This is a genomic window from Psychrobacter faecalis, assembly GCF_016107575.1.
GTDB lineage: Bacteria > Pseudomonadota > Gammaproteobacteria > Pseudomonadales > Moraxellaceae > Psychrobacter > Psychrobacter faecalis.
The window spans coordinates 1-17,074 of the sequence record NZ_JABAST010000012.1; the positions used below are offsets into that span (position 1 = coordinate 1).

Consider the following 17,074-nt stretch of genomic DNA (forward strand, 5'->3'; position numbering starts at 1 on the left):
CAAAAGTTGTGTCCAACTTATGGGGGTCAGTTCAATATTAAGAGCGGTTTTTTATTAAGCCATAATTATATCAAACATGATGTCGGATAACCCCCTCATCTTATGATGGGGGGGTCTCCTAAGAACTGTACGTGCGAATTTCTCCGCATACAGCTCAAGCCTTTTTAAGCCTCAATAGCCAGCTTCTGAATCGGCAATTTAAGGGCGTGCACCTTACGGTGACATACGGCATGAAGTAATACTCGGTTATGGCGTCCATCAGAGCCACCTTGCGATTTATAAACCACATGATGGTTGTGCCATGTTTCATCCGTTGTTAATGTGCCATGACAAAATGCACATCTACCATGCTGCTCTGCATACAAAGCACTCAACAGTTTACGATGCTTAATAGAATTAAGCGTACGCGTTTGTTGTAGCTTTTCAGCGTATGCGTCCCATTTAGGGTCAAACGGATTATAATCCGCCTTTACCTTAACATGACGTTTGATATGAAAATCACCTGTATAAACCAGCGATACGGTTCTGTTGTCACCCGTTTGGCAAGAAAAAACCCAATTGCGGTTTTTGATGGATTTGAAATACTTTCTTCGCACCCATCGCTTACCTTTTTTTGGATGACGGCGAACCGCCCATACCCATAACAACCTAAAAACCAGTGCATCCATTCTTGAAAATGCATCACTAGCCACTTGATGTTTATGATAGTTTGCCCATCCTCGAAGGACAGGATTTAACTTCCAAATCAAGTGCTCAGTTTTAACCGTCTTCATGTTCGAGACAATCTCTTTTACCTTTTTATACAACGCTTGCACATTGCTTTTAGCAGGCTTGATAAGTAATGTACCGTGATACTTACGCACATTCCATCCTAAGAAATCAAAGCCCTCATTAATATGCGTCACTTTGGTTTTTTCTGGTGATAAGCTTAACCCTCTAATCGCTAAGAAATCAGCAACTTTAGGTTTCACCTCATCAATAAGCAGTTGCTTAGATATTCCAGATATCACCATATCATCTGCATAACGAGTTAAGTAAACTTTATGTCTACGGGCTTTTTTACTACCTTTTGCACCGAAGTGCTCGGATAGATAAGTCTCTAGTCCATCCATCGCCATATTCGCTAAAGTCGGGGAGATAATACCACCTTGCGGTGTCCCTGCCGTGGTTTGTTTGAGTTGCCCCATGTCCACCACACCCGATTTTAGCCACTTGCGTAATACTTGTTTATCCATAGGGATGTTATCAAGTAACCACTCATGGCTTATATTGTCAAAACACCCCTCAATATCAACTTCAAGTATCCATTGTGCTGAGCCGGGTTTACTCAATGTCGAATGACATTGGGTAATGGCATCAGCGGTACTTCGGTTGATACGAAACCCATAAGAGTCTTTATCAGCGGTTGTTTCAGCAACAGGTTGCAACGCAAGTAAATACAGCGCCTGCATTGCTCTATCTATCATAGTGGGAATACCTAGTGGTCGTCTTGCACCATTTGGTTTCGGTATATAAATCCGCCTTAATGGACTAGGCTTATACCCATGTCTCACTAACCGAGAGATAGCCTTTAGCTTTTTAGCTGGACTGCTCCAAAGCTCACCGTCAATTCCTACGGTTCGCTTCCCTTTGTTTTCCGTCACTCTTCGTACTGCTAGTGCTTTTGCACTAAAAGAGTGAATTAACAGGCGTTGTAAGGCTTTCACCTTACGCCACTTGCCTTGTTCAGTTGCCTTCGCAATCCGTATCTGCATCTTTCTTACCGTCTTTTCAGCTTGATACCAGTCGATATCGTGCCAAGTTAACGGTCGTGAGGATGCAGACACATCACTGTGTTTATTCATGCTTTCCTCCTCTAGATAAAAGGAGGTTAGAACTTGATATACTGAGCATCCCTAATGGGAGGTCAGTACGTCGTGTACTAACCTCCGAAAGTTGTATTAAGCCTAAGCCTTCTACCGCTTTCACTTTTTAGAAATACTCAAATCATCTTGCGATGAAAGACCAGTTGGAAGTGGGCACCCATTACAGGCTAGGTCATATCTCATACCCTATCTTAAACATTACATTTAAGCGTTTGCTTTCTCCAACCTCCCATACCCATACCCTCAACAGCTTTCCTCACGGTCAGCCTGCCTTTAAACACTCAAGGCAAAGACATGGGCTTACCAAGTTCCACTATAGTGACAACATTTAACTTAGGTTCCACCTTGTACGCCGATGACGCTTATAGCAACGTAATCCCAATGTAAAGAGGATTAACTGGTCACCCACCATTTTGGTAAGAGTTTATCAACTACCGTAAACTCTGTCCCGATAACGACGTGTAAACGATGATTCACATACATTAACCTTATTAAATAGCCTAGCCTCTCAAAGCTGTGTAGTTCAGCTTATCCATTGATGTTTTCACAAACATTAATGCCCAAAATAGGGGAGTACATTGTCAGAAAGCTTCCCACAAAACCGTTACCAGTAATGCAGTATTCCTAGGCTACGAGTGGTTGCACACTCGGTTACTTCATTTAACGAACAAACAGCTTTGGTTAAAAGAGCAACAATCACTATAGCAGCTTACAGCGTGCTACTATCTGCCTTACAACTTATTGGCTTTTTTGCTTGAGCCATAATAAATACGGTCATCTAACTTCCACTCCTCTATGAAGCATCCATTAAACTTGGCATCTATTAACAGCGCCTACTTGTATCGATTATTAATACGCACAGGCTTACTCTTCCTTATGTGTGCTGATGACCAGCATCGTAATAATTGGAGTAACAAACAGGATGGCACTAAGAACTCTGCCACCTACCATTTGATTTAACGTGTTCACCTATTGGTGATTGAGTTAAATCACCAATAAGTGCAACTAAACGATATTGGGAAACACCGCTTAGTTACGTCCATAGATAGATTTTTCTTTCAAAAAACCTAGTTTGGAAAGCCCCTTTTACCGAGGCGTGTACAGTAAAAACATGGCTAATTAACCACGTTTATCTTACCTTTAAAACATCCAGCAAAGGCTATCCTGTAAATAGCCTTTCTTGGAAAGCCCCGTATGTCGGGGCGTACACAGCAAACACGACAGTACTTGTCGCACTTACATGTTTGGATAGTTAGGACCGCCGCCGCCCTCTGGCGTTACCCAAGTAATGTTCTGTGACGGGTCTTTGATATCACAGGTTTTACAATGCACGCAGTTTTGGGCATTGATAACAAACTTAGCACCTTCGGCATCTTTCACCACTTCATAAACGCCAGCTGGGCAGTACAGACGCGCAGGCTCAGCATATAGCGGTAAGTTGATTGAAACAGGCACCGTAGGATCGGTAAGTTTCAAATGCGACGGTTGGTCTTCGGCATGGTTGGTGTTGGAGATAAAGACTGATGACAGCTTATCAAATATCAGCTTACCATCTGGCTTAGGATAGGTTGGCTGATAAGCATGCGCCGCGCGCTCTAGCTGATCATAATCTCTCTTATTATCATGAATGGTCAAAGGCATTTTACCGCCAAGCAAATTTTGCTCGATAAAGGTAAAGGCGCCTCCCATCCATTGACCCATACGGTGCATGGCTGGGGCAAAGTTACGCGCTTCGTAGTTGTCTTGATACAGCCAGGATTCTTTATACATGGTGCTATAGGCAACCACGTCGTCATACTCACGGCCTGCTTGTAACGCTTCAAAAATCGCTTCAGCCGCTAACATACCTGACTTCATCGAGGTGTGCGTACCTTTGATTTTGGCAGGGTTTAAGAATCCAGCATCATCACCGACCAACACGCCACCTGGGAAGGTGAATTTTGGTAAGGAGTTTAAGCCGCCTTTGGTCAACGCACGCGCGCCGTATGACAGGCGTTTGCCGCCTTCTAAGACGTTGCGAATGACTGGATGCAGTTTTAGGCGCTGCATCTCATCAAAAGGTGACATATAAGGGTTTGAGTACGATAAGTCGATCACCATACCGAAGCTGACTTGGTTGTTTTCATCGAAGTATAACCACCAACCGCCAGATGAGCCGGTATCCGTTAAAGGCCAACCTGAACCATGCATGACCACGCCTTGCTCGTGCTTCTCTGGGCTGACTTCCCATAGCTCTTTTAGGCCGATACCATAATGCTGAGGGTCTGAGTCTTTATCAAGCGCAAAACGGCTGATGAGGCGCTTGCCCAAATGTCCACGGCAACCTTCGGCAAAGATGGTATATTTACCTAGCAGCTCGTAACCTGGCTCAAAGCTTGGCTTGGCTTCACCATTGGCAGCTACGCCCATGTCGCCGGTCAACACTCCTCTTACCGAACCGTCATCGTTATATAAGATGTCGTCGGCTGCAAAGCCTGGGAACATCATGACTTCAAGCTCTTCTGCTTGCTCAGCCAACCAGCGAACGACGTTGCCCAATGAGACAATGTAGTTGCCTTCATTGTGCATGCTAGCAGGTACGATAGAATCAGGTAGTTTGGTTGCTTTGGTCGCAGAACCGAGCATATAAACGCGGTCTTCAATGGCAGGCACGTTTAGCGGTGCGCCTTTTTCTTTCCAATCTGGTATCAGCTCGTCTAAAGCGCGCGGCTCAATGACTGCACCAGATAAGGTATGGGCACCAAACTCTGAGCCTTTTTCGACCACACAAACCATAAACTCATCATTACCCGCTGCAATAGCAAGCTGACGCAGACGAATGGCTGCTGATAAACCTGCAGGGCCGCCGCCGACGATAATGACATCAAATTCCATTGATTCACGTTCGATTTCAGGCTCAGCAGCTTCTGGCTCTACGGCTGGCTCGGGCGTTGCTTCTGTTGCAGTAGTGGCTTCTACTGGCTCAGCGGCAGCTTCTGTCGCCTCAGTTGCAGCGCTTTCTTCAGTAGTGGCGACTTCTTCTACGGCTACATCAGTATGTGCGATGTCGCTATTTACAGTGTCGTTACTGACAGTGTCATTATTAACAACGTCGTTGCTAACAGTGTCATTATCAACAACAGGCTTTTGATTGTCTTGCTCTTGCATACCTACTCCTAAACTTTTAGTGGCTTATCTCAGGGCATCATTAGCTTAACAATTGAATAATAAAGCTTGCGGCGCTAACGTTACTCAGACATATGGCTGCCCGATAAGAACTGTCTTTGCGGCATCAATTGACGACGTTAAGCGTACAAAGATTGACGTAAAATCTAGCACCCATAACGTAAAATGTGTTGTTAATTCAACACCCACTGAACCATTGCAAATAAATAATCGTTACTCATTATAAAAGAAAAGTCCTACAAACACGATACGCATTTCTGGGTATCAATGTTAAGGTAAGATGGAAATAATGGGGGTACAATGACGATAGGCTTTCATCATACCCGAAACAAAAATTTATAGTAATAATAGATGCGACAAACTTTGATTACTACATAAAGGATTTTATGATGAATGACGATAATAAAAACGACAATTCTAATGATAAAGATAGCCTCAAAGTCACGAATGACAAGGTATCTGCGCCAAATGGTATGGATGCTTTGAGTCAGTATTTTAAGTCAGCGCCAAGTATACGCGAAGGGCGCGCCATACCGCCGCTTGAGAACTGGCATCCTGAGCAAGTAACGGATATGGATTTAACCATCAAAGCCAACGGTGAGTGGTGGCACGAAGGCGAGCACATGACCCGTCAGTCACTGGTTAATTTATTTGCTACTATTTTATGGAAAGAAGAAAATAATGGCGCGGTTGAGTATTTTTTAAAAACGCCGGTACAAAAACTGCGTATTCAAGTAGAAGATGCGCCGTTACTGATTAACGATGTTGGTATAATTGAAGAACAAGGTAAAAACTGGCTAGAATTTACGACCAGCACCGGTGATGTAGTGCGTTTAGATGATGAACATCCGATTAGTTTGCGTGCTTATACAATGAAAGACTCTGATGACAATAGCAATTCTAGCAAAAGTAAGAATAAAGAAGACAATAAAAGTACAGAAAGTCCTACGCAAATTCGTCCTTATATGACGGTACGAAACGGCTTAGAAGCATTGATTGGACGTAACGCTTTTTATCATTTAACAGAAATTGGTGAATTGACAGAGCGTGATGGTGAGACGATACTAACGCTGCAAAGTGGCGATAACGCTTATACATTATCAATGCTATTAGATTCATAATAGACTATATTTAATACTTATATAAGAACGGCGGTAAGAGAGCAATGAAGGTTGCCGTAAAAGCAGTGACTGATAATACAAGCCTTGATGGTGTTGATATTATTGATAGCCTTGAGACGCACAAAACGACATTTATTAATGATAGTTTTAAAACGCTTAAAGCAGATGATAGCGTGATAAATAACGCGCTTAAAAAGGAACGCAGCGCGCCAATCGGCTTGTTTGATTCGGGCGTCGGCGGCTTGTCGGTCTATCTACATCTGGCTCAGCAATTACCGCATGAGCGTTACGTTTATTATGCAGATACCTTGCATGTACCGTATGGCAATCGCGATAGTGAAGACATTAAAGCCTTGACGCTCGCCGCAGTAGAGTGGCTGTATCAGCAAGGCTGCAAGCTTATCGTCATCGCCTGTAATAGTGCCTCGGCGTATGCGTTAGAGACGGCCAGACGCTATTATCCGCAGCTGCTTATTGTCGGTCTGGTGCCCGCTTTAAAACCTGCGGTGTTGGCCAGTAAAACTCATCACGTGGCAGTATTGGCAACGAAAGCGACGTTAAACGGTGCACTACTCAATGACGTCATTAAGAATGTCGCCATTCCTCATGCTACCAGAGTCACCAAATACTTTGACCCAAACTTAGTCCCTTGGGTTGAGTCAGGTATGCCTAAAGACAGCAAAACGGCTCAGGATTTACGCCTGCAATTGCAGCAATTTTCGCAAGATGGCGTCGATCAGTTGGTATTAGGCTGTACCCATTATCCATTTTTTAAAGCGTTTTTACGCCAAGAAATTACTCAGCAGCAGTTACCGCTACATATTGTCGATTCGGGGCATGCAATCGCTGAGCGCGTTAAGCAGCTGTTGATAGCGGATCAGTTGTCGGCATTACCCGTTACGGTATCAGCTAATGAAGCGTTAAATGGCGTAGCGACCGCTATAGATATACCGCCGGCTTTGACTTTTTACGCGACTAGGTACGATGAGCAGCTCGGCGCTGTGGTGCGACGTTTATTGGGTAAACAGTCTCGTATACAGTATATTCTTTCGCCTTAAGCCCTTTTGTTTTAGTCTAATAGGGTTTTTTGCCTGTGCAATAGTGAGGTAGCTGTTATAATCCCGCAATATATTAGTGGAATTAGCAATAAATTAAACGCATTTGCGTAATATTCTGCTAGGCTAGTATTTGCCAAGCAGAATATTAGACAAGCTCTGATGCTATCGTTTTTGGGTATCGATTGAGATAACTTTCATTTATATGACTAATAAGCTTAGAGGTGATTGTGTCAAACCGTCGCTATCATATTCACGTCATATGCGCTGACAACGACCAACTGTTGGTTTTAGACAGTGTGGCGATGTTTTTCCAAGGCCGCGCATTTTTAACCTATGACGTTTCTAGCAAATTACCCAAAGCGGCGTTATATGGTCGCCAGTGTATCGATGCTTGCGATTATGCGCTGATGATTATCGGTGATAGCTATGGTACGGCGCAAAATACTGGTGTCAGTCAAATGCATTTAAGCTATCTTAATGCTAAAGCCAAGCTCAAACCTTTGTTAATATTGGTCAAAAGTCATCATAACGAGGTCAATATCAGTCGGCAGCTACAAGAATTCACCAACATGGTGACCAAAAAAGCCGATAAGATTTATTACTATAAAACAGAAAACGATATCGAGCAGCTCCTCATTCAAGCCTTCTATAGAATGGTCGCCAATCATGAAGTAGGGGACGGCTGGGTAAGGGTGAGCGACGAGCTAATGAAAGCCAATAAATCGGCACTGGCTGAAGAAACGGCAACGAGCTTTTCTACCAAGAAAACCAAACTTACCCAATCTCGCCCTGCTGTTACCAATCATTTAGCAGCCGATAGTGTCAGCAAACCATTGGTGCTGACAGACACTTTTGAGATTCAGTACAAAGCCCAAGCCTATGAAGGCGGTAATTTAACCGACGTTACCCGCCCTATGAGTTTATCGTGGCAAGAAGTGCTCATCGCCTTAATAAAAATACCCGCTACCTTTTCAAGCTATGGTTTACAGAGCGCCATTAATCGCTTAATCGCCGTCAAAGCTGAAACAGATATCAAAAATGACATGCCAAATGTTCACGCGGTAGCACGTTGTCAGATTTCTCAAGATGACTTAAACCAATTACAGCGGCAGTTGGTGGCGGCTAACTGGATTCAACTCACCACCTATGGCACACGCGTGTCGCAGGAGCTATGGAAACTCACCTTTTATGCAAAAGGCTTATTGACAGACACTAACGCCACCACACCTAATGCGCCAACTTTACCGCTTAGCTAGGGCAAACGCTCTCTGCTCTATTTATAATTTCATTGAAAAAAATCCATTTATAAAGCCAGCGCTTACCCTTTGTAATACAAAGCATACGTCTCTGTAGTTGTGAAGCGGGGTAATACCCGTAATAATAAGCGTATAAATACATAATAATGCTTAATAATTAGGGAGAACCAACAATGAGTGATGCCAAAAAAGATTTAAATAGTGAACTAACCAGCTTAGAAGAAACCATGCTTGAAGCCGATCAGTTTCGTACCTTAGAAGAGCAAGTTGCTGACATGAAACGTCGCGGCATTGACCCAACCCAAGCCTATAAGGATTTGGATAGAAAGGAAGAAGATGCTGACTGGGGTGATGCGACGTGGAAGGAAAACGGCAAATGGAAACCAAAAACGCCTGCGGATTTAGATGACAAAGCCCGCGAAAATTGGGATGGCGACAATGGCAAACCAAATCCGCCACCTGTTATCTAGTAGATATTATTTAACAAAATAATAGAATAATGACCGTCTTTTTTCAGTTTATTGCATTCATTTTATAGAAAAGCCACGCAAATAAGCGTGGCTTTTTTATTAGTCGCTAATACATGCTTGTAGATACTAAATAATTCATTCCTTAGCTTAGCTAATTATGAGCCTTCATCAACGCGTACAAGCTTTATCGTACCATCAGGACTGGTAACCCGGCGATAACGCGTATTGCCCGATGAGGTTGATGGTCTAACGGTTGGCTGCACAGACGGCTGTACCGAGTAAGGATTAGAGTTTGAGCTGCCAGTTTGCTGTTGAATCAATTGCCCCATACGGTCTGCAGGCGCAGGGTTTAAAGGACGACTGTTTGCTGGTTGTCCGTACGGATTGCCATATTGGGAAGTGCTTGCAGCACTATTACCAACGATGGCGCGATAAAATTTTTGTCCGGCGCGTCCATCGGCTGGAAAGATGCCATGGCTTGATTGATATTGCTGAATCGCCGTACGGGTATTATCACCAATGATACCGTCCACTTCGCCAATATCGTAGCCTGCATTTAATAATCCTTGTTGGATATCTTTAGATTGCTGACGGCTAATACCAGGGTCGTCCGTCGGCCAGGCAGTGACAAAGTCGGTTTTGCTGCTGTCTTCACGCGCGATTAAGTCTGATAAGTGGGCAATTGCTAAAGCATAATTTTCTGAAGCGTTATACGAATAAAACGTGTCGAAGTTTTTACCCACCAAGAATGCTGGGCCATCAGTGCCGGCTGGTAATAATAAACCTGCGCTGCCCAAGGTAGAAGGCAGAGGGCTGCCGTTCGCCAATGTCAGCCCTTGATTGCGCCAATGGCTGATAGATTTTTTGTCTTTACGGTTTGATGCGCCCCAAAAACCACTCGGCAGTTTGACTTCATAACCCCATGGCTCGCCGGTACGGTAACCACGTTTGTCCAAAAAGTTGGCAGTAGAGGCGAGCGCATCAGGGACGCTATTAACCAAGTCGCGGCGGCCATCACCATCGAAATCGACAGCCAGTTCTAAAAAGGTACTTGGCATAAACTGCGTTTGCCCAAATGCACCTGCCCATGAGCCGGTCATATCACTAGGTGCGATATCGCCATTTTGCACAATTTTTAGCGCATTGGCATATTCGCCTTGGAAATAGCTTTGGCGACGATCAAAACATGACAGCGTCGCTAAAGATTCAAACAAGGGCTTTTTACCCAATGTCTGACCAAAGTTTGACTCCACGCCCCATACGCCCAGTACATGCTCAGCTTTGACCCCATAGCGCGATTCAATGCGGCGCAAGGTATCTGCCCATTGGTGCTTAGCGCGAATACCATCTTCGACCCGCTCTTTATCTACCAACGAAGACAAATAATCCCAAACGTCCTTTTGAAATTCAGGCTGGTAATTGAGTGACTGAATCACACTAGGGTCAGGCTGGCTTGGACGATAGTTATTAAACGTATAGCTATCGACGCCGCGGAATTTACTAGAGTTTTTTAAACCATCTAAGCACTGTTGAAACTGGCTATTAGATAAGTCTGGTGCTGGTGGTTTGGCCGCTTGCGCAGTACTGGCAAAGCTGAGGCCAACCGCGATGCTAAGTAGCGATAACGTAGAGGTCGAAGAAAAACGCATGGAAATATCCTATAAACATCGAAATAGTCATTGAAAGAGAACAAAGCTGAATTAAGCAGTATGAACTTAGAGTAACCAATCTCAATAGTAAAGAAAAGGTATCGAAGCACTCAGTTACTATAAATTGACGCGAGCGTGAGGTTAGAAGAGGGTTTGGCTATCATGCTTAAGCAAGATTTAGCGCTTTTTCGTGGTTTAGCTCCAGTTAATGAGTAAATGAAGGATTTAATAACCAAACATGTTCAGTTACGGCTAGCTCAGATGCCGCATTAAGGGTTGATGACTGGCTTTCAAGCTCGATAATTTTATAGTCGGCATCATAATACTGCTGTAACTGCTGCTGACTAATCGAAAAAGGCGGGCCGTCTTTTTTACTTTGATCGTAGCTTAGGGTGATTAACAGTTGTGGTGCATGATTGCTAAGCTTAACTATTTGCGCACTATAATCAGCACGCATCGTTGCTGGCAAGGCTATCAATGCTGCTCTATCATAAACAGCATTAATCTCGCCTATATCTGTTGCGCTCAGAGCAAAAATATCTGCTGCCCATAAAGTAATGATTTGCCCAGCTAGCTGACCCTGATAGCGTTTTAAAATAGATTTATCCGTAGCGCTCGTAAATTCAGTGATAGTAGGAATAACCTTTTGTTCAGCAAAGAACGCTTGCACAGCGGTTTCGATAAGCTCGACGCCAACGACATCGTAGCCTGCGTGCGCAAGCCATACCATATCAACCGATTTACCGCACAAAGGTACCAAGACTTGGCCACCGATGGGCACTGCCAGTTCAGAAAAATACTTGATTAGCTGAGGATTGACGTCAGACTTATGAAAGCCAATACGGCCGTCTTGCCAGCGCTGTTGCCAAAATTTAGAATCCATACCTTTATTCCTAACCTATCTATACTTTAGATGTTTGGTATTATCATACCGCTAAACGCAATAAAAAAGCCAAGCGTCTTAACCCTTGGCTTTGATAGCGTATAAAATTCACGTTACCGGTTTAGTTCACCATATACTGACTAAATTCTTTGCGCAATTTGGCAAGTTTCGGCGGAATAGCAAAGTTACAATAAGCTTGACCCGGGTTTCTATTATAGAAGTCTTGATGGGCGTCTTCAGCTTTGTAAAATTCCATAGCGGGATGGACTTCTGTCACCACATTGAGGCCCATGTCGCGTAATTTGTTAATGGTACGGTCGACCGTTGGTTTTTGCGCCTCATCGGTATAGAAAACCACGCTGCGATATTGGCTGCCGACGTCGTTGCCTTGACGATCCATGGTGGTGGGATCATGCGTGGCAAAAAACACATCAAGAACCACTTCTAATGGTACGATAGATTCGTCAAACTCAACCTTGATTACTTCAACGTGTCCGGTATCACCGCCGCAGACCGCTTCGTAGTTGGCAGAAACGGCATCGCCGCCCATATAGCCTGACACCACAGATTGCACGCCTTTTACGGATAAAAATACTGATTCGGTGCACCAAAAGCAGCCACCGCCTAAGATAATGGTTTGCATAATTGTTCCTATTATTATAGATGTTGTCATAGAGATGCGCTAAGTGCTTTATCTGGTTGTAATATTTCATCTTTCAATACTGCTTTTATGTCTCAAGATTACTTTTATAAAGGATTAGCGTTACCTATTTAGCTTAGCAGGGCAACTGGTCGCGATAAGTAACAAACAGTAATGTTATAATGGGCTTTTGCTATCTTTAGCTGTCTTTAAAGCATTGAGTAATGCACTATTTAATAATGGGCTTTTGCTATCTTTAGCTGTCTTTAAAGCATTGAGTAATGCACTATTTAATTATGGGCTTTTGCTATCTTTAGCTGTCTTTAAAGCATTGAGTAATGCACTATTTTATAATGGGCTTTTGCTATCTTTAGCTGTCTTTAAAGCATTGAGTAATGCACTATTTAATAATGGGCTTTTGCTATCTTTAGCTGTCTTTAAAGCATTGAGTAATGCACTATTTAATTAACGTTTTATTTTTAAAGAATCAAAGTCTCATTATTAAAAAACGAGCCATTATCAAAAAACGACCCACCATCAAAAAACGAGTAACCTCATGAGCCAAACTAAGCCTGCTAACCTGACTAATGACACCGTGAAGCACGATACCTTATTTACCACGCCACTCGATAAAGCGGCGCGTTTTTCTTTTGATGAGCAAGTGGTGGCGTGTTTTCCTGATATGATTCGCCGTAGTGTACCCGGTTATGGTCAAGTGCTGGCGATGTTGCCGATATTCGCTCGTCGTCACTGTAAATACCGCCAGCAAGATGATAGCGGCCAGCGTGTCAGCCGTGTCTATGATTTAGGGTGCTCACTGGGTGCGGCAAGTATGGCGTTGGCAGGCGAGTTTGAGTCGCAAGATTTACAGATTAAGGCGATTGATATCTCACCCGCGATGACCAATGAGGCGAGTACGTTATTAACGGAGAATTATCCGGCGCATACTATTGAAGTCATTACTGCTGATATTCGTGATGTCGAGCTTGAGCCATGCGATATGGTCATTCTGAATCTGACGCTGCAATTTCTGCCCGCTGCCGATAGAGTGGCAGTGCTTGAGAAAATTTATGCTGCATTAAGTGAGGGTGGTATTTTGGTATTGACCGAAAAAACCCATGCTTTTGATGAGCAGTATGATGCATGGTTGGTTGAGCGTTATTATGATTTTAAACGCGCCAATGGTTATACCGAGATGGAAATCAGCGGCAAACGCAATGCCTTAGAAAACGTTTTGATTACCGATACCTTGGATGAGCATCATATGCGTCTAGCGCAAGTTGGCTTTGAGCGTCATTTGACCTGGTTTCAATTTTTAAACTTTGTCTCTATTGTGGCCTTTAAATAATATTTAAACGCGATAGTAATAACGGCTCGACTTTTAATATAAATTTTTACTCTATCTTTTTACCGACATGGCAATCTGTTTTTATGCTTAACGACACCATTATTCTCGCTGAACGCGAATTATATTTAACCTTGCTGTCATTGGCGCAGCAGCAGCCGAGCGCTTATGAGTGGCTGACGCGCTTGCCAACGTGGCTTAATGATATCAAAGATAAAGCCAATTACGCGCACGCGCCCGCTTACCAAGCGTTGGTAGCACGATTGCCAACAGTAGCGGCTGATAAAGTAGATTTGGACAGTGATGTATTAACTATTGCCGCCAATCTCAGCGACTCTGAGCGCAAACAAACCTTAGCGCTACTAAAGCAGCTAATGCCGTGGCGCAAAGGGCCTTTTCAAATTGGTAGTGATAAAGACTGTTCGATATTTATCGATACCGAATGGCATAGCGATTGGAAATGGCAAAGGGTCGCACCGCATTTAGGCACGTTAAAAGGACGACGAATATTAGATGTGGGCGGTGGCTCGGGTTATCACGGTTGGCGAATGGCAGGGGCAGGCGCGGAGACGGTCATCATCATTGACCCATCATGTTTGTTTTATCATCAATTTATGGCGATTCGTCATTTTGTTGGCGCCGCTGATCATTATAAAACGCATTATATCCCTGTACCGCTTGAAGCCTTGCCGGAGCACAGTCAGCTATTCGATACGGTTTTTAGTATGGGCGTGCTCTATCATCGCCAGTCGCCGTTTGAGCATTTGCAACAGCTAAAAGGTCAGTTGGTTAAAGGTGGTGAGCTGGTGCTGGAAACCTTGGTTATCGATGGCGATGCCAATACTGTCCTTGTACCGCATGATCGTTATGCACAGATGAATAATGTCTATTTTTTGCCATCGGTCGATGCACTTATTGGCTGGCTAGAAAAAGCGGGGTTTAGCGAGGTACGCTGCGTCGATGTAGCGGTTACATCGACTGAGGAGCAGCGCAAAACCGAATGGATGACGTATCATTCATTGGCGGATTTTTTAGACCCTAGTGATGCCAGTAAAACCATCGAAGGGTATCCTGCGCCGAAACGGGCAACCTTAATTGCAAAAAAATAGCGCTGGCGGTTTGCGGTTGGCTAAGAGAGGTCGGTTAAATAAACCAGCGTTTAAATGCCATCTCTATCAATACTTTTAGGATAAAACCGATAAAACCCGCACCTAAGGCCAAAAACATCCAAAAAGTACCAGCGCGCCCAGCGTTAGACTGTTTTGATAAATCCCAAATAATAAAGAATAAGAAAGCAATAAAAATGGGCAATAAAATATACATGCCCCAACTGGTGACGGTACTAGAAGCAATAGCAAACATGGTTTTATCCTGTCAATGAAAGTGTAAAGTGCTGCGTTTTCTATGGTCTGTTTTTATATATGGTTATAAATGGCATCAGCATTTATAGAAGCAGCAATAGATTAATGTTGCCATTATAACGCGGAATAAGGTTGCTATAAATGTTTCACCAACGTCAAACAACAGTAACGCTACAATCCGCTTAAATAGCCCTATATTTGCAGCCTATAATAGTCGTCCACTTGTCACTTGCACATATCTAGTATAATAGCGGTGATTTTAGTGCTATTTTTGGTTCAAATAGTGCAATAGCAGCTAAAGGTTGTTATATTTATAGGTTACTTATTTTTTCTGTTTTATCTTATATTACCCCAATTTTTTGTTCATTTATCTGAGTTTATAGTCCTATGTCACAAGCCCAAATCGATACGCTCGCCTCACTGTTTGACAGTGCCATTGAAGTCCTAAAAACGAACGGCGAACTACCGGCTGATTGGCAAAACAACAGCCAAATTACGCGCACTAAAGATACCAGTCATGGTGACTTTGCGAGCAATATCGCCCTAACGGCTGCCAAAGCTGCGAAAGCCAATCCGCGCCAGCTTGCTGAAAAAATCGTTAATGCCTTGCCTGAAAATCAAAATATTCGTCAAGTAGAAATCGCAGGTCCTGGTTTTATCAACGTCTTTTTAAATACCGAAGCCAAATTTTCGGTGTTAGACGATATCTTTAAATTGCAAGAACGCTTTGGTTTAAGCAAGCAGTTTCAAGGTCAAAAAATTCAAGTTGAATTTGTCTCGGCCAACCCTACGTCTAGCTTACACGTCGGTCATGGACGCGGTGCTGCCTTTGGAATGAGTGTGGCAAATTTGCTTGAAGCCATTGGTTATGATGTCACGCGTGAGTATTATGTCAATGACGCCGGTCGCCAAATGGATATTTTGGCGACCAGTACTTATTTGCGTTATCTAGAAGCTAATGGCGAGGCAGTCACCTTCCCAGTCAATGGCTATCAAGGCGATTATGTCAGGGATATTGCGCAAACCCTAAAAACCCAGCATGGCAATAGCTACGTGCACAGTTTTGCCGATATTGCCAAAGACGTAGCAGCAGATGCACAGTTTGAGATAAATAATGATGGCGAAAAAGTACTGCTATCAGGCGATAAAGAAGCCCATATCGATGGTTTGATTGCCAATAGCAAAGCCTTGCTTGGCGCCGGTTATGAGCTGTTTTTAAATGCGGCATTGAGCAGTATTTTGGCTGATATCAAAGACGACTTAAATGACTTTGGTGTCCGTTATGAATGCTGGTTTAGCGAAAGATCCATCGATAGCGAGATTGAGCCTGCTTTACAAATCCTCGATGAAAAAGGCTATTTATACGAAAAAGACGGCAATATCTGGTTTAAATCGACTGATTTTGGCGATGAAAAAGACCGTGTGGTACGCCGTGCTAATGGTCAAAGTACCTATTTTGCCTCTGATATCGCTTATCATAAAAACAAGTTCGATCGCGGTTTTGATAAAGTCATTAACGTTTGGGGCGCTGACCATCATGGTTATGTGCCGCGCGTAAAAGCGGCATTGACGGCACTTGGTATCGATGCCGACCGCCTTGATGTGGTATTGGTACAGTTTGTTGCCTTATGGCGCGGTAGTGAAAAAGTGCAAATGTCATCGCGCTCGGGCAAATTTGTTACCTTACGTGAGCTGCGCCATGAAGTCGGTAACGATGCTGCACGTTTTTATTACGTCGCTCGTAAGCCTGAAGTTCATGTTGATTTTGACTTGGAGCTGGCCAAATCGCAAAGTAAAGATAACTTGGTTTACTATATTCAGTATGCGCATGCCCGGGTTTGCCGTGTGTTAGAAAAACTAGAAACCAGTGGTCTGCAAGTAGACGATATTACTGGCGCTGAAAAGCAAGCGTTATTGACCGCACCGAGCGAAGAAGAGTTGATTAAATTATTGGCCGCTTATCCGGCAACCTTGCTACGCTCAGCGACAGGCTATGAACCGCATATCTTAACCAACTATCTAAAAGAGTTGGCGGCGTTATTTCATGGTTGGTATGATGGCAATCGCATCTTGCCGGTCAGCCTAACTTCAGGTGAAACGCCAAGCCAAGATGAGACGGATTTGATGCAAGCGCGTTTACGCTTATCTAAAGCCGTACGTCAAGTATTGGCCAATGGATTGAGCTTATTAGGCTTGTCTGCACCGTCTAGCATGTAGTATAAAGGAAGACGGCTGTAGCCATTATTTGATGATAATTCTTC

General features: G+C 43.7%; 13 protein-coding genes. 7 read left to right on the forward strand and 6 right to left on the reverse strand.

The genetic code is table 11. The features are described 5' to 3' along the window. Positions 1-164: 164 nt before the first annotated feature. Both ltrA and JFC07_RS05550 read right to left on the reverse strand, forming a co-directional pair. On the reverse strand, positions 165-1,844 hold the full coding sequence (gene ltrA / locus JFC07_RS05545; protein ID WP_198328538.1) for a group II intron reverse transcriptase/maturase: 1,680 nt from the start codon (positions 1,842-1,844) through the stop codon (positions 165-167). Between the two features lie 1,257 nt (positions 1,845-3,101). Further along, the gene (locus JFC07_RS05550) at positions 3,102-4,739 is read right to left on the reverse strand and encodes an electron transfer flavoprotein-ubiquinone oxidoreductase (RefSeq protein WP_198328639.1); all 1,638 of its coding nucleotides are present in this window, start codon (positions 4,737-4,739) and stop codon (positions 3,102-3,104) included. Positions 4,740-5,416: 677 nt separating this feature from the next. Between JFC07_RS05550 and JFC07_RS05555 the strand changes: the two genes are divergently transcribed. The 4 genes from JFC07_RS05555 (at position 5,417) to JFC07_RS05570 (ending at position 8,935) form a co-directional block, all read left to right on the forward strand. Then, positions 5,417-6,151, forward strand: coding sequence for a DUF1285 domain-containing protein (locus JFC07_RS05555; protein ID WP_390625426.1), 735 nt, complete (start codon positions 5,417-5,419; stop codon positions 6,149-6,151). A gap of 44 nt (positions 6,152-6,195) precedes the next feature. Continuing rightward, on the forward strand, positions 6,196-7,209 hold the full coding sequence (gene murI / locus JFC07_RS05560; RefSeq protein WP_198328542.1) for a glutamate racemase: 1,014 nt from the start codon (positions 6,196-6,198) through the stop codon (positions 7,207-7,209). 227 nt (positions 7,210-7,436) lie between these two features. Beyond that, positions 7,437-8,465, forward strand: coding sequence for a DUF4062 domain-containing protein (locus JFC07_RS05565; RefSeq protein WP_227678266.1), 1,029 nt, complete (start codon positions 7,437-7,439; stop codon positions 8,463-8,465). Between the two features lie 173 nt (positions 8,466-8,638). Next, the gene (locus tag JFC07_RS05570; protein ID WP_198328552.1) at positions 8,639-8,935 is read left to right on the forward strand and encodes a hypothetical protein; all 297 of its coding nucleotides are present in this window, start codon (positions 8,639-8,641) and stop codon (positions 8,933-8,935) included. A 155-nt stretch (positions 8,936-9,090) separates the two neighbouring features. On the opposite strand, the gene JFC07_RS05575 is transcribed toward JFC07_RS05570, so the two are convergent. The 3 genes from JFC07_RS05575 to msrA form a co-directional block, all read right to left on the reverse strand. Further along, positions 9,091-10,584, reverse strand: a complete 1,494-nt coding sequence (locus JFC07_RS05575; protein ID WP_068406970.1) for a lytic murein transglycosylase — start codon at positions 10,582-10,584, stop codon at positions 9,091-9,093. A 205-nt stretch (positions 10,585-10,789) separates the two neighbouring features. Then, positions 10,790-11,467, reverse strand: a complete 678-nt coding sequence (gene tmpT, locus JFC07_RS05580) for a thiopurine S-methyltransferase (RefSeq protein ID WP_068406972.1) — start codon at positions 11,465-11,467, stop codon at positions 10,790-10,792. A 121-nt stretch (positions 11,468-11,588) separates the two neighbouring features. Beyond that, a complete protein-coding gene (msrA, locus tag JFC07_RS05585; RefSeq protein ID WP_068406975.1) occupies positions 11,589-12,110 on the reverse strand; it encodes a peptide-methionine (S)-S-oxide reductase MsrA in 522 nt (173 codons plus the stop codon). 553 nt (positions 12,111-12,663) lie between these two features. Between msrA and cmoA the strand changes: the two genes are divergently transcribed. After that, a complete protein-coding gene (gene cmoA / locus JFC07_RS05590) occupies positions 12,664-13,455 on the forward strand; it encodes a carboxy-S-adenosyl-L-methionine synthase CmoA (RefSeq protein ID WP_068406978.1) in 792 nt (263 codons plus the stop codon). Between the two features lie 83 nt (positions 13,456-13,538). Continuing rightward, positions 13,539-14,561: a tRNA 5-methoxyuridine(34)/uridine 5-oxyacetic acid(34) synthase CmoB gene (gene cmoB, locus JFC07_RS05595; RefSeq protein ID WP_068406981.1), complete on the forward strand. Its 1,023-nt coding sequence runs from the start codon at positions 13,539-13,541 to the stop codon at positions 14,559-14,561. 34 nt (positions 14,562-14,595) lie between these two features. Here the strand turns inward: cmoB and JFC07_RS05600 are convergent, their stop codons facing one another. Then, positions 14,596-14,814 (reverse strand): DUF2788 domain-containing protein, encoded by a 219-nt coding sequence (locus JFC07_RS05600; RefSeq protein WP_068406984.1) that lies wholly within the window; start codon positions 14,812-14,814, stop codon positions 14,596-14,598. Between the two features lie 386 nt (positions 14,815-15,200). Here JFC07_RS05600 and argS point away from each other — a divergent pair, with 386 nt between their 5' ends. After that, a complete protein-coding gene (gene argS / locus JFC07_RS05605) occupies positions 15,201-17,030 on the forward strand; it encodes an arginine--tRNA ligase (protein ID WP_198328560.1) in 1,830 nt (609 codons plus the stop codon). Positions 17,031-17,074: the final 44 nt, after the last annotated feature.